The sequence below is a fragment of the Niallia sp. HCP3S3_B10 genome (genome assembly GCF_052064465.1).
GTDB classification, from domain to species: Bacteria; Bacillota; Bacilli; order Bacillales; family Cytobacillaceae; genus Niallia; species Niallia hominis.
This window is the reverse complement of the sequence record NZ_JBQHVO010000005.1, coordinates 1-21,393: the sequence shown is the minus strand read 5'-3', so window position 1 is coordinate 21,393 and position 21,393 is coordinate 1. Positions and strand designations below refer to the sequence as shown.

At 36.2% G+C, this 21,393-nt stretch carries 21 protein-coding genes, 11 tRNA genes and 1 rRNA gene; 31 read left to right on the top strand and 2 right to left on the bottom strand.

Annotated elements, in window-relative coordinates; translation table 11 throughout:
* Nucleotides 1–74 precede the first annotated feature (74 nt).
* The 5 genes from ACTNDN_RS04415 to ACTNDN_RS04395 all read left to right on the top strand — a co-directional run bounded on the left by ACTNDN_RS04415 (nt 75) and on the right by ACTNDN_RS04395 (nt 6,881).
* Nucleotides 75–1,436: a UDP-N-acetylmuramoyl-tripeptide--D-alanyl-D-alanine ligase gene (locus ACTNDN_RS04415; protein WP_031536291.1), complete on the top strand. Its 1,362-nt coding sequence runs from the start codon at nt 75–77 to the stop codon at nt 1,434–1,436.
* Nucleotides 1,437–1,609: 173 nt separating this feature from the next.
* Nucleotides 1,610–2,302 (top strand): alpha/beta hydrolase, encoded by a 693-nt coding sequence (locus ACTNDN_RS04410; RefSeq protein ID WP_031536292.1) that lies wholly within the window; start codon nt 1,610–1,612, stop codon nt 2,300–2,302.
* Between the two features lie 1,046 nt (nt 2,303–3,348).
* Nucleotides 3,349–4,839 (top strand): DEAD/DEAH box helicase, encoded by a 1,491-nt coding sequence (locus tag ACTNDN_RS04405; protein WP_081836568.1) that lies wholly within the window; start codon nt 3,349–3,351, stop codon nt 4,837–4,839.
* A gap of 142 nt (nt 4,840–4,981) precedes the next feature.
* On the top strand, nt 4,982–5,461 hold the full coding sequence (locus ACTNDN_RS04400) for a PH domain-containing protein (protein WP_031536294.1): 480 nt from the start codon (nt 4,982–4,984) through the stop codon (nt 5,459–5,461).
* On the top strand, nt 5,454–6,881 hold the full coding sequence (locus tag ACTNDN_RS04395) for a PH domain-containing protein (RefSeq protein ID WP_031536295.1): 1,428 nt from the start codon (nt 5,454–5,456) through the stop codon (nt 6,879–6,881). The genes ACTNDN_RS04400 and ACTNDN_RS04395 overlap by 8 nt, the downstream gene beginning before the upstream one ends.
* A 58-nt stretch (nt 6,882–6,939) precedes the next feature.
* On the opposite strand, the gene ACTNDN_RS04390 is transcribed toward ACTNDN_RS04395, so the two are convergent.
* Entirely contained in the window at nt 6,940–7,665 is a 726-nt protein-coding gene (locus ACTNDN_RS04390; RefSeq protein ID WP_031536296.1) for a rhomboid family intramembrane serine protease, read from the bottom strand.
* Nucleotides 7,666–7,773: 108 nt separating this feature from the next.
* On the opposite strand from ACTNDN_RS04390, the gene acpS reads away from it, so the two are divergent.
* From acpS to ACTNDN_RS04325, 13 genes are all read left to right on the top strand, one after another.
* Nucleotides 7,774–8,124: a holo-ACP synthase gene (gene acpS / locus ACTNDN_RS04385; protein WP_031536297.1), complete on the top strand. Its 351-nt coding sequence runs from the start codon at nt 7,774–7,776 to the stop codon at nt 8,122–8,124.
* Nucleotides 8,125–8,410: 286 nt separating this feature from the next.
* Complete coding sequence (locus ACTNDN_RS04380) at nt 8,411–9,421, top strand: LolA family protein (protein ID WP_031536298.1); 1,011 nt, start codon at nt 8,411–8,413, stop codon at nt 9,419–9,421.
* Between the two features lie 155 nt (nt 9,422–9,576).
* The gene (alr, locus tag ACTNDN_RS04375) at nt 9,577–10,746 is read left to right on the top strand and encodes an alanine racemase (protein ID WP_031536299.1); all 1,170 of its coding nucleotides are present in this window, start codon (nt 9,577–9,579) and stop codon (nt 10,744–10,746) included.
* A gap of 347 nt (nt 10,747–11,093) precedes the next feature.
* On the top strand, nt 11,094–11,375 hold the full coding sequence (locus ACTNDN_RS04370) for a CopG family ribbon-helix-helix protein (protein WP_016201247.1): 282 nt from the start codon (nt 11,094–11,096) through the stop codon (nt 11,373–11,375).
* A gap of 4 nt (nt 11,376–11,379) precedes the next feature.
* Nucleotides 11,380–11,730 (top strand): type II toxin-antitoxin system endoribonuclease NdoA, encoded by a 351-nt coding sequence (ndoA, locus tag ACTNDN_RS04365; RefSeq protein ID WP_016201246.1) that lies wholly within the window; start codon nt 11,380–11,382, stop codon nt 11,728–11,730.
* Between the two features lie 805 nt (nt 11,731–12,535).
* Entirely contained in the window at nt 12,536–12,892 is a 357-nt protein-coding gene (locus ACTNDN_RS04360; RefSeq protein WP_031540168.1) for an STAS domain-containing protein, read from the top strand.
* A 3-nt stretch (nt 12,893–12,895) separates the two neighbouring features.
* Nucleotides 12,896–13,297 carry an anti-sigma regulatory factor gene (locus tag ACTNDN_RS04355; protein ID WP_031540169.1) on the top strand — a complete coding sequence of 134 codons (402 nt, stop codon included), beginning with the start codon at nt 12,896–12,898 and terminating at the stop codon, nt 13,295–13,297.
* 14 nt (nt 13,298–13,311) lie between these two features.
* A complete protein-coding gene (locus ACTNDN_RS04350) occupies nt 13,312–14,322 on the top strand; it encodes a PP2C family protein-serine/threonine phosphatase (RefSeq protein ID WP_031540170.1) in 1,011 nt (336 codons plus the stop codon).
* 55 nt (nt 14,323–14,377) lie between these two features.
* Entirely contained in the window at nt 14,378–14,710 is a 333-nt protein-coding gene (locus tag ACTNDN_RS04345; RefSeq protein WP_031540171.1) for an anti-sigma factor antagonist, read from the top strand.
* Nucleotides 14,707–15,177, top strand: a complete 471-nt coding sequence (gene rsbW, locus ACTNDN_RS04340) for an anti-sigma B factor RsbW (protein WP_031540172.1) — start codon at nt 14,707–14,709, stop codon at nt 15,175–15,177. Before ACTNDN_RS04345 ends, rsbW begins: the two co-directional genes overlap by 4 nt.
* On the top strand, nt 15,155–15,952 hold the full coding sequence (sigB, locus tag ACTNDN_RS04335; RefSeq protein WP_031540173.1) for an RNA polymerase sigma factor SigB: 798 nt from the start codon (nt 15,155–15,157) through the stop codon (nt 15,950–15,952). The genes rsbW and sigB overlap by 23 nt, the downstream gene beginning before the upstream one ends.
* The gene (locus ACTNDN_RS04330) at nt 15,949–16,545 is read left to right on the top strand and encodes a PP2C family serine/threonine-protein phosphatase (RefSeq protein ID WP_251627847.1); all 597 of its coding nucleotides are present in this window, start codon (nt 15,949–15,951) and stop codon (nt 16,543–16,545) included. Before sigB ends, ACTNDN_RS04330 begins: the two co-directional genes overlap by 4 nt.
* Nucleotides 16,546–16,830: 285 nt before the next feature.
* A complete protein-coding gene (locus tag ACTNDN_RS04325; protein ID WP_031540175.1) occupies nt 16,831–19,020 on the top strand; it encodes a Tex family protein in 2,190 nt (729 codons plus the stop codon).
* A 97-nt stretch (nt 19,021–19,117) separates the two neighbouring features.
* On the opposite strand, the gene cmpA is transcribed toward ACTNDN_RS04325, so the two are convergent.
* Nucleotides 19,118–19,234: a cortex morphogenetic protein CmpA gene (cmpA, locus tag ACTNDN_RS04320; protein WP_109767903.1), complete on the bottom strand. Its 117-nt coding sequence runs from the start codon at nt 19,232–19,234 to the stop codon at nt 19,118–19,120.
* Between the two features lie 222 nt (nt 19,235–19,456).
* Here cmpA and ACTNDN_RS04315 point away from each other — a divergent pair, with 222 nt between their 5' ends.
* The 13 genes from ACTNDN_RS04315 to ACTNDN_RS04255 form a co-directional block, all read left to right on the top strand.
* Nucleotides 19,457–19,933 carry a SprT family protein gene (locus ACTNDN_RS04315; RefSeq protein WP_031540176.1) on the top strand — a complete coding sequence of 159 codons (477 nt, stop codon included), beginning with the start codon at nt 19,457–19,459 and terminating at the stop codon, nt 19,931–19,933.
* Between the two features lie 159 nt (nt 19,934–20,092).
* A tRNA-Asn gene (locus tag ACTNDN_RS04310) sits at nt 20,093–20,167 on the top strand.
* Between the two features lie 4 nt (nt 20,168–20,171).
* Nucleotides 20,172–20,262, top strand: a tRNA-Ser gene (locus ACTNDN_RS04305).
* A 19-nt stretch (nt 20,263–20,281) separates the two neighbouring features.
* Nucleotides 20,282–20,353, top strand: a tRNA-Glu gene (locus ACTNDN_RS04300).
* A 26-nt stretch (nt 20,354–20,379) separates the two neighbouring features.
* A tRNA-Asp gene (locus ACTNDN_RS04295) sits at nt 20,380–20,456 on the top strand.
* A 16-nt stretch (nt 20,457–20,472) separates the two neighbouring features.
* Nucleotides 20,473–20,547: transfer RNA gene (locus tag ACTNDN_RS04290), tRNA-Gln, on the top strand.
* Nucleotide 20,548: 1 nt separating this feature from the next.
* Nucleotides 20,549–20,624 (top strand) — tRNA-Lys (locus ACTNDN_RS04285).
* An 18-nt stretch (nt 20,625–20,642) separates the two neighbouring features.
* Nucleotides 20,643–20,727 (top strand) — tRNA-Leu (locus ACTNDN_RS04280).
* Nucleotides 20,728–20,778: 51 nt separating this feature from the next.
* Nucleotides 20,779–20,861 (top strand) — tRNA-Leu (locus ACTNDN_RS04275).
* Between the two features lie 63 nt (nt 20,862–20,924).
* A tRNA-Arg gene (locus ACTNDN_RS04270) sits at nt 20,925–21,001 on the top strand.
* A gap of 4 nt (nt 21,002–21,005) precedes the next feature.
* Nucleotides 21,006–21,082: transfer RNA gene (locus tag ACTNDN_RS04265), tRNA-Pro, on the top strand.
* A gap of 38 nt (nt 21,083–21,120) precedes the next feature.
* A tRNA-Gly gene (locus tag ACTNDN_RS04260) sits at nt 21,121–21,194 on the top strand.
* Nucleotides 21,195–21,318: 124 nt separating this feature from the next.
* Nucleotides 21,319–21,393, top strand: a 16S ribosomal RNA gene (locus tag ACTNDN_RS04255); the annotation flags it as partial.

Here is a 21,393-nt window from a genome sequence, read left to right as displayed (position 1 = left end):
CCATCAAATATCAGGTTTCAGCGGAAAATAATAAATATTTTTTTAATAAACTATTGGAAAAAGGAGGTTTTTTCGTGATTAAACGTACATATGCAGAAATAGCAAAAATGGCCGGCAATGTGGATTCTTTCACGCAATTTGCGGATGTTCAAATTAATGGGGTAACCATTGATTCTAGAAAAATTGAAGTAGGGCAATTATTTATTCCATTTAAAGGAGAAAGAACGGATGGGCACCAATACGTCGAAGATGCGATAAAACGAGGAGCAGCTGCAGCTTTTTGGCAAAAGGATGTTCCGAATCCACCAAAGAATCTGCCGCTTATCTTTGTTGAGGATTCTTTAACAGCTATTCAAGCTCTTGCTAAAAGCTATCTTCAGCAGTTGAGTGTTAAAGTAGTAGGAATTACAGGAAGCAATGGGAAAACTTCTACAAAGGATATGACAACTAGTCTCCTTTCTTTAAAATATAAGGTGCAAAAAACAGAAGGGAATTATAATAATCATCTTGGTCTTCCTTTAACTGTTCTTGGTTTAGAAGAGGATACGGATATTGCTGTCTTAGAAATGGGAATGAGTGGAAGGGGAGAAATTGACTTTTTGAGCAGACTAGCTGAACCCGACATTGCTGTTATTACCAATATCGGCGAATCCCATATGCAGGATTTAGGCTCAAGAGAAGGAATCGCAGAGGCGAAGTTAGAAATATTAAATGGATTAAAAGACAACGGCAGATTCATTTATTTTGGTGACGAGCCACTTCTTTCAAGTCGTATGAAAAATAGTACTCTTGATAAGAAAACCTTCGGGATGAATCCTTCTAATGATTTATATCCTCTTCATATCCAGACACAAAACAATGGCAGTGTTTTTCATATTAATAAGATTTCTGATCCATTTGAACTACCGGTTCTCGGAAATCACAATATTTTAAATGCATTAGCGGCAATGCTTGTGGCAGAGTATTTTAACATTCCTTTTGAAGTAATGAATAAAGGACTACAATCATTAAAGCTTACTAATATGCGTATGGAATTAGTGGAAGGAAAATCAGGTGTTAAAATTATTAATGATGCTTACAATGCCAGTCCAACTTCGATGCTTGCTGCAATTGATGTTCTAAAAAAGCTGCCAGGCTATAAACAGAAAATCGCTGTTCTCGGTGATATGTTAGAGCTTGGGGATAATGAAGAGACATTTCACTATGAAATAGGCGAAAAACTAGAGGGAATTGATTATGTTTTGACATATGGAAATCTGGGAAGTTTTATTGCAAGAGGTGCGAAAACGGCTCTCCCAGAAGATCGTATATTTACCTTCCAGGACAAAGTACCGTTAATACAAACATTAACCCATTATGTAAATAAAGAAACAGTAGTTTTAGTTAAAGCCTCTAGAGGAATGAAGCTGGAGGAAATCGTTAAGGCTATTCAATAGTTGAAAGAGGCCAGCCGATAGATAAGCGGAAAATCGTTTTCTTGTAGGTTTGGCTTTTTTAATTTAGCTAATTTGTCTTTTGACAACAACAGGCGTCATTATAAAGGGAAAGTTCAAGTGTTGGAAAAATTACCTTTATAGTGTAAAATAACTCTAAAAGGAGTGGCTATAATATGACAGCTTGTATGTTTATACATGGATTTACAGGTTCCCCGATGGAAGTGGAACCACTGGCTACATATATTCAACAACATTCCAATTGGGAATGTATCATCCCCACACTACCTGGCCATGGAAATGAATTGAGATTAAAGGGCATTATGTATAATGAATGGCTTTTGCATGCAGAAGATACGTTAAGAGATTTATTAAAAAGACATGATACCGTATATGTTGTCGGATTTTCGATGGGAGGATTAATAGCAAGCTATTTAGCAACAAAATATCCTATTAAGAAATTAATCCTATTGAGTGCAGCAGCTTATTATGTGAATTTTGTCCAGCTTCAAAAGGACATAAGAATAATCTGTGCGGATTTTTTTCGAGGGCGAATGAGAGAAAATGAGTTATTTACTCGCTATATAAACAAAATAAAAAGTACCCCATTAGCTGCTACTATCCAGTTCCGAAAGCTTGTCCAATATGTGAGACCATTGTTGTCTAACATCCACGTACCAACTTTGATTGCCCAAGGAGAGAAAGATGGCATTGTGCCATTGAAAAGTGCAAACTATTTATACAATACCATTCGCGCTGAAAACAAGAAAATCATCTATGTAGAAGATTCCAAGCATTTAATTTGTCATTGTGAGAGAAAAGAATTATTATTTCAAGAAATAATAACATTCCTCAAGGAGCCCTCATAAATTAGAAGTGACAACATAAAAATTCTGATGTATAGAAGTTTGCTTGAATGGAAAGAGTAGGATAGGCAAGCTTTGCCCTTCTATACTCTCCAATTAAGCATTGTTAGAGAGAACAATAGGAAAAAGATACTATTTCTATAGGAAATGATAAACGAACGCTGCAAACTCTCTTTTGTGTAAAACGTTTACAATGCGAAAATGGGGAAAACATGTATAAAACGTAGATTTTCGAATACCCAATTTATTGCAAAGCGTATTTCTTAGTGATAAGATTATTTTAAAAAGTAACGTGAAGAAACATAACATTTGGGGCATAATGTTAGTAAAGTATAAACATTCTATTTTAAACGATAAATTAGTCAAATAGAGAGAAATGATCTAAAGTCCCACTTATAAACTTCATTATGACTGTCACTTCCTGCTTATGGGAATTTGAGGGATAGCTTGGAAATCAACTGTCCTTAAAGGTCCGAATGGTTCAACTGACAATCGGTGGGAGAGAAGGGTAAACACCACTGACGAAAGGTTCCCTTGATAAGAAATGCTTTGTTATGAATGAGTTGTTTTCTTTTTAAAGGTAAGTATGTGTTATTTCTTTGTATTTGGCTAACTTTTCTCAGATTAGCTAATTTGTTTAAAGCTCCGTGAAAAGATCATGTTGTTTTCGAACGTGAATTTTGAAGATTCTCTATGAGAGAATAGACATTATCACAAATTGGTAACAGAGCTATTAATAAAATAATAAATAGAAGTCATTTGAAATTTCCTCCTATTTAGAACTTGGTTAAATAGTATCTCATAACTAATAAGACTTAAATAGTAGCATATACCTCATCATTCTCCTGATAAAGGTTGTAAGGCTATTGAAACCAACAATAACTTTCATCATTTATATAATAACGACTATCGTTTCTTTTTAATTGTATGGGGAAAGGCATAATGTGATGAATACGATATGCCATTTTAATATGTTTTCATTTAGAAAGTGAGGTACATACGAATGGTTGACATGATGGAGTACATCCATCTGTTTATGGATATTTTTAATGACTAGAAGGAGATTGGATATATTGGTAAAGTTTCAAGATTTAGGTATTAGTCCTGCTACAATGAAGGCATTAAAAAGAATGGGCTTTGAAGAAGCTACACCTATTCAGGCAGAAACTATTCCATTAAGTCTTCAAAATAAAGACTTAATTGGTCAAGCGCAAACAGGAACTGGGAAAACAGCAGCTTTTGGAGTGCCATTGGTGGATAAGATTGATGTTGCAAAGGAAGTAATCCAAGGGATTATTATTGCACCGACAAGAGAGCTTGCTATTCAAGTATCAGAAGAATTATATAAAATCGGCTACGGAAAACGTACAAGAGTTTTATCTATTTTTGGCGGACAGGATATAAATCGCCAAATCCGTGCTTTAAAGAAAAATCCCCATATTATTGTCGGTACACCTGGACGTATATTAGATCATATTAATCGTAAAACACTTCGTTTGGATAGTGTCAAAACGGTTATATTGGATGAAGCAGATGAAATGCTGAATATGGGATTCATTGATGATATTGAATCAATTCTTTCAAAAATCCCAACAGAAAGACAAACATTATTATTCTCAGCTACTATGCCAGCACCAATTAGAAAAATGGCTGAGCGCTTCATGAAAGATCCAGAAGTAGTAAAAGTGAAAGCGAAGGAAATGACAGTACCATTAATCGAACAGTATTATATTGAAACACAGGAGAAAACGAAATTTGATATTCTAACAAGACTATTGGATATTCAATCGCCTGAGTTGGCAATTATTTTTGGTCGCACAAAACGTCGTGTTGATGAACTTTCTGAGGCATTAAATCTGCGTGGTTATACAGCAGAAGGTATTCATGGAGATTTAAGTCAGGCAAAACGTATGTCTGTACTTCGTAAATTTAAAGAAGGAACCATTGATGTACTTGTCGCAACAGATGTAGCAGCACGCGGACTGGATATTTCTGGTGTAACGCATGTATATAATTTCGATATTCCTCAAGATCCAGAAAGCTATGTTCACCGTATTGGCCGAACTGGCCGTGCTGGCAAAGAAGGTGTCGCTATTACATTCATTACGTATAGAGAAAGATCTTATCTTCAAGTTGTGGAAAAAACAACAAAGAGAAAAATGGAAAAAATGATTCCGCCAACAGTGGATCAAGCAATTGAAGGTCAGCAAAAAGCTGTGATTGAAAAAATTTCGCAAATTATGGATGAAAACAATTTAGATTCATACCGAAATGTAGCAGACGAATTATTAGAGCAAAAAGATGCTTCTACAATCGTTGCAGCAGTTCTAAAAATGCTGACAAAAGAACCGGATACAACACCTGTTAAGTTAACAGAAGAGAAACCACTACCGGTTAAACGTGATCGTAGACCATATGATAAAAATAATGATCGTGGTGCTCGTAAAAATTATAATTCCCGTCAACGACAAGGTTATAGCAGTAACAAACGCCAAGGACAATCAAGTGGTGGATACAATAAATCTAAGTCTTACCGTTAAGCTTAGCATGAAAAGCCTCAATGAAAAAATTACTTCATTGAGGCTTTTCTTATATTTGATAGAAAAAATCTGAAACTACTTTCTCCTATTTTCGTATATAGTTAGTATAAACAGACAAAATGTAGAAAAAGGGGGAAAGTAATTGATAGCGATACCTCAAAATAGATTATCGAAAAAGGGAATAATTGTTTGGCGAATAACAGGAGTAATATCCTCTCTTATCATGATGGCTATTGGCGGTGGTGTAATCACACTGGCTATTCTTTTTGACTGGCATATTCTGATAAGTATAGGGATAATTATTTATCTTCTTGTTCATACAGTGCTGACCATTGGTATTCTACCACCTTTAAAATGGAAGAGGTGGAGATACGAAGTCAGAGGAGATGAAATTGAAATTCAGCAAGGTGTCATTGTAATTAAGCGAACTCTAATTCCGATGATTAGAGTTCAACATGTAGACATGAAGCAGGGACCATTGTTAAGGAAGTATGAGCTTGCGACAGTTTCTATTTCTACTGCTGCTACTATCCATGAAATTCCTGTGCTTGAAGTAGAGGAGGCAGAGGAAATAAGACATTATATTTCTAGCAAAACGAAGGTGGCGGAAGAGGATGTTTGAAAAAAGAAGACTTCATCCTATTTCGGTTCTTTATATAATTTTAAAGCGTCTAAAAGAATTGATTTTCCCTTTTATAGGAATTATTGTACTTGGAGGAAAGCCTTCAGACTGGGGATTATATACGATTTTAGGAGCAATCCTGCTCCTTGTTGTGATTTTAATTAGTGGTTTTTTGCACTGGAATTATTTTACTTATTACGTTGTAGGAAATGAATTGCGTATCGAGTATGGGGTATTTGTTAAGAAAAAGAGGTATATACCCTTTGAACGAATTCAAAGTATTGATTTTACTGAAGGGATTTTTCATCGTCCGTTCCGTCTGGTGAAAGTTAAGATAGAAACAGCAGGGGGCGTAGAAGCAGAAGGTGAGCTTACAGCTATATCAAAAAAGCTTGCCGAAGAGCTAAAAAGATATATCATAAAAAAGAAAAACGAAGAAATAGTATTGGAAGAAGAGATAGAAGAGATAGAACCTGTTCAACAAGAAATCTATCGTATCACGAATAAACAGTTAGCTATTTTGGCCACCACATCTGGTGGAGTGGGAGTGATTATTTCCGCGATTTTCGCCTTCGTTTCCCAGTTTGAAGAATTAATTCCAATCAAAAGAATTTATGAGCAAGTTCATCAGTTCATTACAAGTGGATTGGCCTTAATTTCTATCGTTGTATTTATTTTATGTGTATTATTATGGATTTTATCTTTGTTTATTACATTGCTCAAATATGCGAATTTTACTTTATCAAAGACGAATGATGATTTGATTATTACACGGGGGTTAATTGAGAAAAAGCAAATTACGATTCCGTTAAAACGCATTCAGGCAGTTAAAGTAACGGAGGCTATGCTTCGCCAACCATTTCATTTAGTAGGCGTATCCTTAATTAGTGCAGGAGGATCTTTTAATGATATAGAAGCTGCAAATGTATTGGCAGTTCCCTTGTTAAAGAAAAAGGATTTACCGCAATTACTAAAGGAAGTGGTTCCTGAATATGAATGGAGTGAGCAGCTAATACCACCACCAAAACGGTCTGTTTGGCGATATATTGTTAAAAACAGCTGGATTGCACTACCTATTATTAGCACACTCATTTATTTTTTTCATGGATGGGGAATGCTATCGTTATTGCTATTATTGATTTTACCAATGTGGGGATATTGGAATTATCGCTCAGCAGGCTATGCTATCTTAGGTAAACAACTAACCTTATCCTTCCGTCAATTCCACAAGACGACATTTATTATGAAGCGTAATCGTATTCAAGCTCTCTATTATACAGAGGGATGGTGGCAAAGAAAGGGAGAGCTTGCCTCGATTGAAGGAGTAGTTCTTTCTGGTGCCGGGGGGGCAACGGGTGTGGTTACAGACCTTTCAAAAGGTGATGTGAAGAAGGTTTATGAGTGGTATTCCTATAGATAAGAAAAGAAGGTTGCTATAAAGGCAGCCTTCTTTTGTAATAAGCTAGTGATGTTATCGTTTATTGACTAAGCAAGCCAATAATGGCAAGGCCGAAGATAATGATCCAAATAATAATGGATTTTCCTTCAGGTTTTTTTGTGTGCCGAAGCTGCTGTTTTAAATAGTACCATTCCTCTTTATAGCTGGAAATAATCTTCTTTCCCTTTGATTCAGACAAGCTTCCAATGATTAGACCAGTTAGAAAGCCAAAAATATGGGCAACAATATTTATGTTTGGCTGTAAAAATGTCATGATTAAACTAAGAACAGCGATGGTAGTAATAATTTGTGCATTACTTTGAGAAATGATATCTTTTCGAAAAACGACTAGACTAATATAATAGCCAAATAAGCCGAAAATTGCCCCACTAGAACCTAAATGTACATAAGTAAGAGGTTCAATCAGGAGTGTTATAATATTTGCTGCAATACCGGTAATTAAGTAAATAAAGAGAAATTTAAATTTGCCAAGGATTCTTTCTAATGCAGGACCAAATAAAAAAATACTAAAACTGTTAAATAAAAGATGAGCAAATCCTCCGTGAATAAATATAGGAGTAATTAATCGCCACCATTCCCCTTCTACAATATATAGATTGACACCTATCATTAAATCTAACAGATGTTTGTTTGGGAAGATGGGCAAATTTGTTAACAAAAATAGGACTAGGTGAATGAGCAGGATTGCAGATACGACTGGATAATACGAAATATACTCTCTAAAGTTTTCTCTTCTGGTAAACAACCGTATTTGATACCTCCTAATAAAGCTTCTTTCTACAATAATAGCCAAACAATAGGAAAAGATACAATATATTATGCGTATAAATAATGGAATAGAAGGAGTTGTCTTATGATAAAAGGGACAGGAATAGATATTACGGAAATAGAAAGAATAGAAACTTTGATGCAAAGAAAGCCGAATTTTGCAAAGCGGATACTTACCGATATGGAAATGGAAAGATATGAGCTGCTGTCAGGTCATCGTAGAAGTGAGTTTCTAGCAGGGAGATTCGCAGCGAAAGAAGCTTTTTCAAAAGCATTAGGAACAGGGATAGGAGGAAGCCTAAGTTTTTTAGATGTGGAGATTAGCTATGATCCCCATGGAAAGCCATGCATTTTAAAGCCATTTTCTCAAGGTGTTCATTTATCTATTACCCATAGTAAACAATATGCCTTCGCACAAGTAATTATTGAAGAATAAGGAAAAGAGGTGTTTCGCCTTTTTCCTTTTTTTTATGAAAAGTTTATTGATTCCCACTAGATTGTCATTTCCATAAACGAAATGACAATGAAAAGAGATATTATTCCAAGTAGCATATTCCCGAAGGTTGTCTCATATATTCATAGAGAAATAGGAGAGACAAGTATGGGTTTTCGGTTTCTAATAGAAAATTCACAAGGATAAGGGTATGGAATTTTTTAATAGAAATGCTGTTTGCTTATTTTTCTCTCTTTCTACGTGAAATGAAAATAGGGGAGTTGAAAAAATGAACAAGAAGATTTGGTTGCTATTTGTAGGGCTAACGGTCATGCTTTTGTTAACTGCCTGTGGAACAAAATCGAAAGAAGATGTTCTGACTGATTTAAAAGAAAAGGTCGAGACAAAGGGGTATAAAGCAGACGCCGAAATGACTCTCAAAATGGGGACAGAGCCGCAAACATACGAAGTGGAAGTCTGGCATAAGGACCCAGATTTTTATCGAGTAAATCTAAAGAATTCGGCAAAGAATCAGAGTCAAATGATCTTAAAAAATGAAGAAGGTGTGTATGTTTTAACTCCGGCTTTAAACAAAAGCTTTAAGTTTCAAAGCGAGTGGCCAGAAAATAGTAGTCAGGCATATCTCTATGAGTCTTTAGTAAAAGATATTGAAGAAGATAAAGATGTGAAATTTTCTGCTACAGATAAGTATTATGTATTTGAAACGAAAACACGCTATCAGAATAACAAAATGCTTCCAACACAGGAAATTGCTTTTAGTAAAAAAGATCTTTCTCCTGTGAGTGTGAAGGTTAAGGATGTAGAGGGAGTAGCGCTTGTTACGGTTAAGTTCTCGAATGTAAAGTTTGACGTTTCCTTTGATAAAAAGGATTTTGATTTACAAAAAAGTATGACAGCAGCTAAGATGGTAATCCCGGTAATGGGAGAAATAGAAGATAAAGAATTTGCTGTGAAATATCCTGAAGAGCCGTTAGAAGGAGTTAGCTTGGTAGAAGAAAAGAAAATGGCTACGGAAAACGGAAATCGTGTTATTTTAACCTACGATGGGGTAGTGTCCTATACCATTATTCAGGAAAAAGCAGAGGTAGCACCAGCTACAGCAGGACCAATTGTTAGTAAGGGAGATCCAGTGGATTTAGGCTTTACTATTGGGGAAGTTACGGATTCAAAAGTATCATGGACGTTTGAAGGCGTTGATTATACAATTGCATCAAGTGACCTAACTCGAGATGAATTAGTTACCGTTGCGCGCTCCGTTCAAGGAGAAGCGATTAAATAAACAATTTTGAGCAGCTTCTATAATAGAAGCTGTTTTTTTGATGTATAAATGAAACAATACATACAAACATATAAGGATTGGAATTGACAAGCGATAAAAACAGTAGAATAATTTAGGATACAAGTTTGTTATTTCATGAAGGACGTGTGAGGATTTTGATTCAAGAAGATACCTTTTATCGAGATACATGGGTGGAAATTGATCTTGATGCGATTGCATATAATGTTAGGGAATTAAGAAAAAGAGTACATGCTGATAATAAAATAATAGCAGTAGTGAAAGCAAATGGATATGGTCATGGGGCTCTGCAAATTTCCAAAGAAGCATTGCTGTCAGGTGCAGACTGTTTAGCTGTTGCCTTTTTAGATGAAGCGATTCATTTAAGAAAAAATGGTATTACTGCACCCATACTTGTTCTTGGAGCAAGCAGACCGCGCGATGTAGCGATAGCTATAAAATATAAGGTGACTTTAACGGTTTATCATATCGATTGGTTGGAAGATGCTATCCAATTTTTAAATAAAGATGCGCACGTGGCGATTCATTTAAAATTAGATACAGGCATGGGTAGAATTGGGCTGAGAAAGGAACAAGAGATTCAGCAGGTGGAAGAGTTGCTGGCAAATCATCCGAATATTGTGGTGGAAGGAGTTTTCACTCATTTCGCAACAGCAGATGAAAAAAATTCTATTTACTTTGAGAAACAAATCCAGCGTTTTAAGGAACTACTTGCTGCATTTTCAAAGCTGCCAGCAATCGTTCATTGTAGTAATAGTGCCGCGAGTCTTTTGTATCCTGATTTACAATACAATGCTATTCGTATGGGGATTTCCATGTATGGATTGACGCCATCTCTTGAGATTGAGTCTGATTTGCCTTATTCCTTAAAAGAAGCTTTTTCCTTGCGCACAAAATTGGTCCAAGTGAAAAAATTAAACAAGGGCGATAGGGTAAGCTATGGTGCCACATATGAGGCAGAAAAAGAGGAATGGATTGGTACTTTGCCGATTGGCTATGCAGACGGGTGGTTGCGGAAATTGCAAGGTCAAGAGGTTCTCGTAGAAGGAAAGAGAGTGCCGATTGTCGGGAGAATTTGTATGGATCAATGTATGGTAAGGCTTCCGTACTATTTAGAACCAGGTACGCAAATAACGTTAATTGGGAAGCAAAAGGATGAAGAAATCTCTGTTAATGAAATTGCTACTAAATTAGACACAATCAATTATGAGGTCACATGTATGATTTCCGCAAGAGTCCCCCGTATATATAAAAAAAATGGTGTTTTTGAAGAAACGGTAAATCCCTTAATTAGTGAGATGGAGTAACGGATTATAACTGAAAAGTATAGCAGGATTTATTTTTGGCGAGAATTGTAAAAGAATAATTCAACATTGGGCTGAAAATAAAAGTAATGGATGATCAAAGAAATGAATACATTAATTATGGTCACATATACCAGCTAGAAATAATAATAGATGAAAAATATGGTAAATCCCCTCTTTGTTTTGAGAATATTTTTCGCTTTTTCCATTCTTTGATGCATAAAAGGGATAATTTTTGGTGGATAATACAGTAGAATTGCTGAATGGACTTTGCAGAAACAGTTATTAGTGGTATGATTAAAAAAAGCAGAGCTAAAAATGGTGTGTAGTGATGGTGGAGGTGTATCTTTGTGTCTGAATCCAGCGCAACGACAGAGATCATGATAAAATTACCAAAGCATTTGTTAACTGAATTGGACGGCTTCGTTAAGCAGGAAAATGTAAATCGTAGTGAATTTATTTATCAAGCAACGAAAATGTATCTTCGCGAACGTAAAAAGAGACATATCCGCGAATCGATGAGACGAGGATATATGGAGATGGCTAAATTAAATTTATCCATTGCATCAGAAAGCTTTCTCGCAGAATACGAGGCAGAGCATACAGTAGAACGTCTTGTAAGCGGAGGGTAATCCTTTGATTGTCAAACGTGGTGACGTTTATTTTGCAGACCTATCCCCAGTTGTTGGTTCAGAGCAAGGCGGCGTCCGTCCTGTACTTGTCATTCAAAACGACATCGGGAATCGGTTCAGTCCCACAGTCATTATTGCAGCAATTACAGCTCAAATTCAAAAGGCTAAATTGCCGACTCATGTGGAAATTGATGCGAAGCGATATGGTTTTGAAAGAGATTCAGTAATTCTTTTAGAACAAATTCGTACGATAGATAAACAGAGGCTAACGGACAAAATTACTCATCTCGATGAGGAAATGATGGAAAAAGTCGATGAAGCTCTACAGATTAGTTTAGGTCTCATTGAATTTTAATGATAGAATGCGCTCGTTTGGAGCGCTTTTTTTTATAGCGTTTTTTGTTCTGTTATGTATAAGAATGTAACCCCCTTCGTATTGTAGGAGGTTATTTTTTATTGGAAAGGAAGCGTAATTCTCTAAAAGGATAAAATATTTCTTAATTAAAGGTTTTAAATATAATCAGATAGGGAATATAGAAAAGTCAAAACCTATATACATATAGGATTAGTTAATTATCAAGCGAAAAATAATGCCCAAAAATAGAGGGCACTGAAAAAGTATAGTTTTTTCAAATTAAATAAGAATTTATTTATTTGAAAGCGAATATTAAGTTGGTTTGGAGAGGTGAACGCTTGACTCCTATGGGAGCAGCGAGAAAGTCCGAGACCCTGCAGGAGCGTAGCGACGAAGCGGCTCGGCGCTCGCCCCGTGGAAAGCGAGCGGTAAGCCTCGGAAAACAAAAACCTACACTAAGTTAGAAAGGTTTGGTAACTACCGATTCACCAGGTAATTCACTTTTTCAGTGGCCTCAAAAATACCGCTTGTTTTTTCAATATATAAGTTTTTGAAAATAGAAAGTATCTCTTTATGTGATAAAATGGAGGAAAGCTGTTTTAAAAACATCGAGCAATCAAATCAATGGAAATGAGCATACAGGATATTTATCTTTCGATGAAAGATAGTTTTATTTTGTTTGGCAAAATTGTATAAAAGAAATGCTTGTTTTGGATTGGTTTTCGTCCATTTAGTTGAACTAAAAAAGAAAAGGAAGTACGTAAAAATATATTAAATGAAAGTTGGTTGGTTTTGGGTGAATAGAGTGAGAATACCAATATTAAAACTGTATGACTATTTGCTAGTATCCATTCAGTGGGAATTAGATGACCAAACAGCCCTTCAGTTTCAAGAGGATTTATTAAATAAAATCCATGAAACTAGTGCAAGTGGAGTAGTGATTGACTTAACATCCATTGATTTTATAGACTCATTTATTGCCAAAGTATTAGGTGATGTTATCGGTATGTCGAAGCTAATGGGGGCTAAGGTGGTACTGACAGGGATTCAGCCTGCTGTTGCCATCACCTTAGTAGAGCTAGGTATCAGTTTGAACGATGTTTTAACTGCCTTAGATCTAGAAAAAGGTTTGGAGAAATTACAACAGGAATTGGAGGATTGACCTATGGGAGACCAATCCTGTGTAAAAATCGTAAATGAATGGGACATCGTTGCAGCTCGGCAATTAGGTAGAAATATTGCAAGAGAGCTTGGCTTCGGTATTGTAGATCAAGCTCGTATTACTACTGCGATTAGTGAACTTGCAAGAAATATCTATTTATATGCTGGACAAGGGCAAATTTGTATAGAGAAGCTTTTTGATAATGGGAAAGCGGGCTTGAAGCTAATTGCTAAAGACAGTGGTCCTGGAATAAAAGATATAAGACAAGTAATGCAAGATGGTTTTTCTACCTCGGGTGGGTTAGGTGCTGGATTACCAGGAGTAAAACGGTTGATGGATGCGTTTGATATCAAAACCTCTATAGGCGAGGGGACAGAAATTCAGGCAGTGAAGTGGCTAAGATAAGGGGGAGAGAGATAATGGATTTCCGAGAAATGATGGAATCTAAGTATCGAGATCTTCTTGTGAACTATATTAAAGATGAATCTGAACAAGCGCTTTATCAAGGGCAAAAGTTTAGTAGGAAATCGATTGAACAAAAAATATCACCAGAAGATATAATCAGTTTACATAAATCTATTTTAGTGGATTTATATCCGGATATGCCTGAATATGTAACGAAATCTTTTGATATTCTTTTAGAGGTTATGATAGGCTATGGATTTGCTTATAGAGAACATCAAAGTCTTCGCCATGTTCAGCAAGAATTAAGAAGTGAGATGGAAATCGCTGCAAATGTCCAACAAACATTATTAAGTACAGATATTCCAAAAGCAGAAGGGTTGGATATTGGCGCAATCAGTGTTCCGGCAAAAATGATGAATGGAGATTATTATCACTTCGTTCATGATGATGATCAAATCATTAATATTGCCATCGCGGATGTAATTGGAAAAGGAATTCCTGCTGCTATGTGCATGTCGATGATTAAGTATGCAATGGACAGTCTCCCAGAAAATAGGAATAAACCAAGCAATGTATTAGAAAATTTAAATAGGGTAGTAGAGCAGAATGTAGATCCTAGTATGTTCATTACGATGTTTTACGGAGCATATGATACATTGTCGCATGTATTTCACTATGCATCGGCTGGTCATGAACCAGGTCTTTATTATCAAGCGAAAACAAAACAGTTTAGTGAGCTTAAAACAAAGGGCTTATTACTAGGTGTAGATAAAAAGACAAAATATCAACAATTTGAAAAGGAAATTTATCCAGGTGATATGATTGTTTTAATGTCAGATGGAGTAACAGAAAGCAGAACGAAAGAAGGCTTTATTGATAAAGAAATTCTTCTAGGATACATAAGAAAGCATATGCATTTAGATGCACAAGATATTGTCAAAAATGTTTATATGGAATTAGAAAAAATTCAAGAATTTCATTTGCGTGATGATTTTACTTTAATTATTTTAAAAAGAAAAGTTTAACTCCGTAAACGATGGGGTAAAAGACAATATCGTAATCATGTAAAGGTGGGTCGGGATGAATATCATAATAGATGTAAAGGAAAAAGAATTGGATGTAGAAGTTAAAGTTTCTGGTGAAATAGATGCGTATACAGCTCCGAAATTAAGAGAGCGTATTTATTCCTTTTCTGAAAAAGAAGGAATAAAAATGGTAATAGATTTATCAGATGTTAACTATATGGACAGTACTGGTTTAGGCGTGTTTGTGGGGATATTTAAGAATGTCCGAGCAAACAATGGTGAATTCAAGTTGATTGGTCTATCTAGTCGTTTAATCAGGCTATTTGAAATAACTGGATTGGCAGATATTATAGACATAAATAGTAAGATAGAAGGTGGAATCAAATGAGTCATTTTGAGTACATCGAAATGAAAATCCCTTCTAAACCAGAGTATGTTGGCATTATTCGCTTAACACTATCTGGGATTGCAAGCAGAATGGGCTTTAGCTATGACGAAATTGAAGATTTAAAGATAGCTACTAGTGAAGCATGTACAAATGCTGTGCAACATGCGTATAAGAATAAGGACGCAGGAGATGTTTTGATTGGGTTTCGATTATATAATGATCGACTAGAGGTTATTGTCGCCGATAATGGAAAGAGTTTTGACTTTCATTCTACGACCAAAGATTTAGGTCCGTATGAACAGGATGAGTCAGTAGAATTTCTTCGTGAAGGGGGACTTGGCCTATACTTAATCGAAACATTAATGGATGAAGTAAAGATTCACCATAATAACGGGGTAACTGTTTTCATGACTAAATACCTCGAAGGAGAGCAGGTGGAGAGGGATGCAGAAACAATCTCAACCTAATCGCCATTTATCAAAGGAAGAAGTAAATGAATTAATTAAAGAATTTCAACTGACGCAAAATGAGAAAGCCCAGGAAGCACTTGTCTTAAATTATCGTGATTTAGTAGAAATGCTGGCAAGGAAATATTCTAAAGGGAAAATGTTTCACGAAGATATCGCACAAGTAGGAATTATTGGATTAATAGGAGCCATTCAACGTTATGATGAAAGCTTCGGCAAGAGTTTTGAGGCCTTTGCTGTACCAACTATAATTGGCGAAATTAAACGGTTTTTAAGAGATAAAACGTGGAGTGTTCATGTACCAAGGCGTATTAAAGAGCTTGGACCTAAAATAAAGAAAACGGTAGAACAGCTTACTACCGATTTACAGCGTTCTCCAAAGGTAAATGAAATTGCTGATTATCTAGAGGTATCCGAGGAAGAAGTGCTAGAAGCGATGGAGATGGGCAGAAGCTATCAGGCTTTATCTGTTGACCATTCGATTGAGGCAGATTCAGAAGGGGGAACCGTTACTCTCTTAGATATTGTGGGGGATGTAGATCAAGGATTTGAAAAAGTAAATCAAAAACTAGTGCTAGAAAAAGTGTTGCATGTATTAACGGAGCGAGAAAAAAGTATTATTCAATATACATATTTGGATAATCTTAGTCAGAAGGAAGCTGGAGAAAAGCTCGGGATATCTCAAATGCATGTTTCTAGGCTTCAAAGAAGAGCGATAAAAAAGCTCCAAGAAGCAATACAGGCAGAGTCCAATAATTCGGAGTTTATCTTATGAATGAATTGAAAGATAATAATGTCCATGTACTTGCCTATCAGACTAGCAAGAAAGGGAAAACCCTTTGTGGAGATAGTTTTTTTTATACATCAACGGATGAATACTTTGTTTGTGTATTAGCAGATGGTCTTGGAAGCGGCGAATACGCAAATGAAGCATCCGTTGCAGTTACCGAGATGATTAAAGAAAATCATGCGAAATCTGTTGAGGAATTAATGGAACTATCTAACAATGTTCTTATAAAGAAAAGAGGAGCGGCAGTCTGTGTTTTCAAAATTAACTATGCTACCAAGACAGTTATTTATAGCTGTGTAGGTAATATTCGATTCTTTCTTTATTCTCCTTCAGGCAAATTGACTTATCCACTCCCAGTAACGGGTTACTTATCAGGAAGACCTCAACATTATCATACGCAACGTTTTGCCTTTGAAAATCACGCGAAATTCCTTGTTTTTTCCGACGGATTTAATATTCAAGGAATAAAAAATTTGCTAAAAGGATATTTGCCTATTAGCTCCATAGCAGATAGTATTGTTGGAAAATATAATAATTCAGATGATGATTCTACTTTTATATTGGGAAGCTTGCTTTAAAGTAAGCTTTTTTTTGCTGTTTTATTATATTTTTTTCTGTCGGTTATATCAACAAGCTTTTGAAAGTAGCTCTCTTTATTTATGAAATAGATACTTGCTTGATAGCTATTAAGAATTGCCAAAGGAAGAAGGCAAATTCCTTTCTATTGATAATAGGCTTTCATAGGACCTTTTGATAAAATAGAATTAGGTAAAAATTGAAGGACTAACTTTTAGTGTGGAAAGAGAATGGATATTATATTTTTTTAGTGATTGCTCGATGGATTAGAAAGGATCGTGAGTTGTGTGGAGAAAGTTTTGGAACAGGAAAAAGGGCAGGATTATTTAGCTATTATTGCAAAAGAACAGAATGTATCGATTAAACAGGTGAAAAGTGTTATTGCGCTAATAGAAGATGGGAATACAGTTCCTTTTATTGCTCGATACAGAAAAGAACAAACAGGAGCACTAGATGAAGTGCAGATTAAGGATATTATCGATCGCTATACATATATTCAAAACCTAGCTCAAAGAAAAGAAGAAGTTATACGTTTAATCGAAGAGCAAGGCAAGCTGACAGAAGAATTGCAAAATAATATTATGAAGGCAATCAAGCTCCAGGAAGTAGAAGATTTATATCGTCCATATAAACAAAAACGCCGTACGAAAGCTACTATTGCGAAAGAAAAAGGATTAGAACCTTTTGCGGACTGGTTATTAAGTCTGACAAAGGAAAAATCGTTGGATGAGGAAGCCTGTAAATATATATCCGAAGAAAAAGAAGTATTAACAATTGAAGATGTGATCAATGGTGCGAAAGATATTTTAGCAGAGCGCATATCAGATGATGCAGAGAGTAGAAAGTGGATTAGAAACAAGACGATGCTTACTGGGAAAGTTCAAACTAGCTCTAAAAAGTTAGAGAAGGACGAAAAAAATATTTATGAAATGTATTATGAATATGAAGAGCCAGTAAATAAAATTGTTCCTCATCGTACACTAGCTGTAAATCGAGGAGAAAAAGAAGATATCTTAAAAGTAGCTATCAGTGCTCCAACAGATGTAATAATAGAATACTTAGAGAAAAAGTGGATAAAAAATGAGTATTCTCCTGCAACAGTAATTATGAAAGAAGCAATAGAAGATGGTTATAAACGTCTTATTCAGCCGTCTATTGAGAGGGAAATAAGAAATGAGTTAACAGAAAAGGCTGAGGAGCAGGCAATACATATTTTCTCGGAAAATCTTAGAAATCTATTATTACAGCCACCCCTTAAAGGGAAAATGGTTCTCGGAGTGGACCCAGCTTATCGGACAGGCTGTAAATTAGCTGTAGTCGATGAAACGGGGAAAGTATTAGAAATAGGAGTAATTTATCCCCATCCACCAGTGTCCAAAAGAGCAGATGCAGCTGCAAAGTTTCAAAGCATTCTTGATCGCTATCATATTGAAATGGTTGCAGTGGGGAATGGTACTGCTTCGAGAGAAACAGAACAATTTGTTGCTGAGATGCTAAATAAGCAGAATAAAGAGATTTATTATTTAATCGTAAATGAAGCTGGAGCTAGTGTTTATTCAGCTTCCGAAATTGCAAGAGAAGAATTCCCGGATTTTCAAGTGGAAGAAAGAAGCGCAGTGTCTATTGCGAGGAGATTACAAGATCCATTAGCAGAATTAGTGAAAATCGATCCAAAATCTGTAGGTGTTGGTCAATATCAACATGATGTATCACAAAAAAAATTAGCAGAATCATTACATTTTGTTGTAGAAACAGCAGTTAACCAAGTTGGAGTTAATGTAAATACTGCATCGTCTTCTTTACTACAATATGTTGCTGGCCTTTCCAAGGCTGTTGCTAATAATATCGTAAAAAAACGAGAAGAAGAAGGTAAATTCAGCAATCGCAAACAATTAAAGAAGATACCACGTTTAGGGGCTAAAACATATGAGCAAGCTATCGGCTTTTTGCGCGTATTAGATGGGGAAGAGCCTTTAGATCGAACTGGCATCCATCCTGAACATTACGGTGAAGTAATGAAACTTCTATCTAAATTAGGATTTAAGTCACAAGATATCGGCACTCCTGAATTAAAGGAAGTACTAACAAAAGTTGAAATGAAGGATATTGCACAAGAACTTAATATTGGAGAACTTACATTAAAAGATATTATTGATGCATTGGTTCGTCCATCTCGAGATCCACGGGAAGACCTTCCTGCACCATTATTGCGAAAAGATGTATTAAAACTAGAAGATTTACAAACGGGAATGGAATTACAAGGTACGGTTCGAAATGTAGTCGATTTTGGTGCATTTGTAGATATTGGAGTTAAACAAGATGGTTTAGTTCATATTTCTAAGTTGAGCAATAAGTTTGTTAAGCATCCACTTGATATAGTAAGTGTAGGGGATGTAGTTACTGTTTGGGTAGACAGTGTAGATCAAAATAAAGGAAGAGTTGCGCTTACTATGTTAAGTCCAAAAGACGAGAAATAATAAAGAAGGATCGCCTGTTTTTTAAGCGTGGAAATACAGGTGATCCTAATTTTTAGGAGTAAAGGATTTTTACACATAATCGAGCACTAAAGGATAGCTAACTTGGAGTATTTTTACGGCAATAGTAATACCAGCATTGATTTAATAGCTTTACTTGATAGCTGTTTTTTTCAAAGAAGGCTTTTTTAATTTGGTTTTGTAACCAATTAGGCATTATATTCACTCCTTGTTGTAATCATTAAACTCGGTTAGGAACGAAAAATCGTTCCTTCCACTTTCTTGAAATATCCATCAATAGCGCACTTCTCTCTATAATATAATGGATAAGAAAATGTTTTGATTTGGACGGTGTTATATCATTCGATAAGATTTAGTAAGGTATAAGTTTATTGTATGCTATAATAGTTTGTCTTGTTGAGGAGGGATAAACGGATCAATGACAAATGAAGAATTACAAAGATTAGTTGAGGATATTTCTTGGAAGTATTTTGAAAGAAAGTTTGAACATGAAGCATCTTTTAATCTTAGATTAAGAACTACTGGGGGAAGGTATTTATTAAACACTCATAATATTGAAATTAATAAAACGTATTATGAGGTATTGGGATTAGAGGAGTTAATAGGTATTATTAAGCATGAATTATGTCATTATCATCTTCATTTATTAAACAGAGGATATCAACATAAGGATGCTGATTTTAAGACGCTTCTTAAAAGAGTAGGTGGTCCTAGGTTTTGTTCTTCTCTACCAGCTGAAAGGAAGAAAGGGCAATCGAAGAGAGTTCTTATTTATTCTTGTGTTTCATGTCAACAAAAATATACTAGGAAAAAAAGAATGGACATAAGAAAGTATGTTTGTGGAAAATGTAGAGGAAGATTAAAATTAGAAGAAATAATTAGTGTTGATAAGTGATTTTCAATGAGGAATTTTATTTTCGAAAAAAGTTTTGAAAGGTGCTTGACTTATTATTTATATGTCCTTATAATGTAAAGAGTCGACAAGAGAGCAACTTGTTAATGCAACTGCTGGCAACTGTCTCGTTAGATAGTTGGACAAGTCGATGAATATTATTCCGCAGTAGCTCAGTGGTAGAGCATTCGGCTGTTAACCGAACGGTCGTAGGTTCGAGTCCTACCTGCGGAGCCATTTTGGGGAAGTACTCAAGAGGCTGAAGAGGCGCCCCTGCTAAGGGTGTAGGTCGCGTAAGCGGCGCGAGGGTTCAAATCCCTCCTTCTCCGCCAGAAAGCAATTTAAAGTTATGGCCCGTTGGTCAAGCGGTTAAGACACCGCCCTTTCACGGCGGTAACACGGGTTCGAATCCCGTACGGGTCATTTGTTATTTGTAATTTTGAAAGTTTGGTCCGGTAGTTCAGTTGGTTAGAATGCCTGCCTGTCACGCAGGAGGTCGCGGGTTCGAGTCCCGTCCGGACCGCCATTTAAATTTTTATTATTGGGCTATAGCCAAGCGGTAAGGCAACGGACTTTGACTCCGTCACTCGTTGGTTCGAATCCAGCTAGCCCAGCCACGAGCCATTAGCTCAGTCGGTAGAGCATCTGACTTTTAATCAGAGGGTCGGAGGTTCGAATCCTCCATGGCTCACCATTATATATATTAGAATAAGCGGGTGTGGCGGAATTGGCAGACGCACTAGACTTAGGATCTAGCGCCGCAAGGCGTGGGGGTTCGACTCCCTTCACCCGCACCATCTAATAAACGAAAAAGATTTATGAATGTACAATAAATTATCTCTTGTAGTGCGGTCGTGGCGGAATGGCAGACGCGCTAGGTTGAGGGCCTAGTGGGGGCAACCCCGTGGAGGTTCAAGTCCTCTCGGCCGCATCAAAAAAGTGTTGACAGCCGATAAAATATGTTGTATGATTATAAAGTCGCTTTCGGAAATATGCGCCCGTAGCTCAATTGGATAGAGCGTCTGACTACGGATCAGAAGGTTATGGGTTCGACTCCTTTCGGGCGCGCCATATTCGGGAAGTAGCTCAGCTTGGTAGAGCACTTGGTTTGGGACCAAGGGGTCGCAGGTTCGAATCCTGTCTTCCCGACCATTGATATCAAGCTTAAAAATAAATATCAACCTTATAATGCGGGTGTAGTTTAATGGTAAAACCTCAGCCTTCCAAGCTGATGTCGTGGGTTCGATTCCCATCACCCGCTCCAAATTTTTTATTGCTCTTTGAAAACTGAACAAACAAACGTCAACAATAATCATTTTATAACGAATGTTATAGAATGACAACAAGTAACAAAAAAGCTAGAGTTTAGCAATGAGCTAATCAACTCTTTATTGGAGAGTTTGATCCTGGCTCAGGACGAACGCTGGCGGCGTGCCTAATACATGCAAGTCGAGCGGACTTTA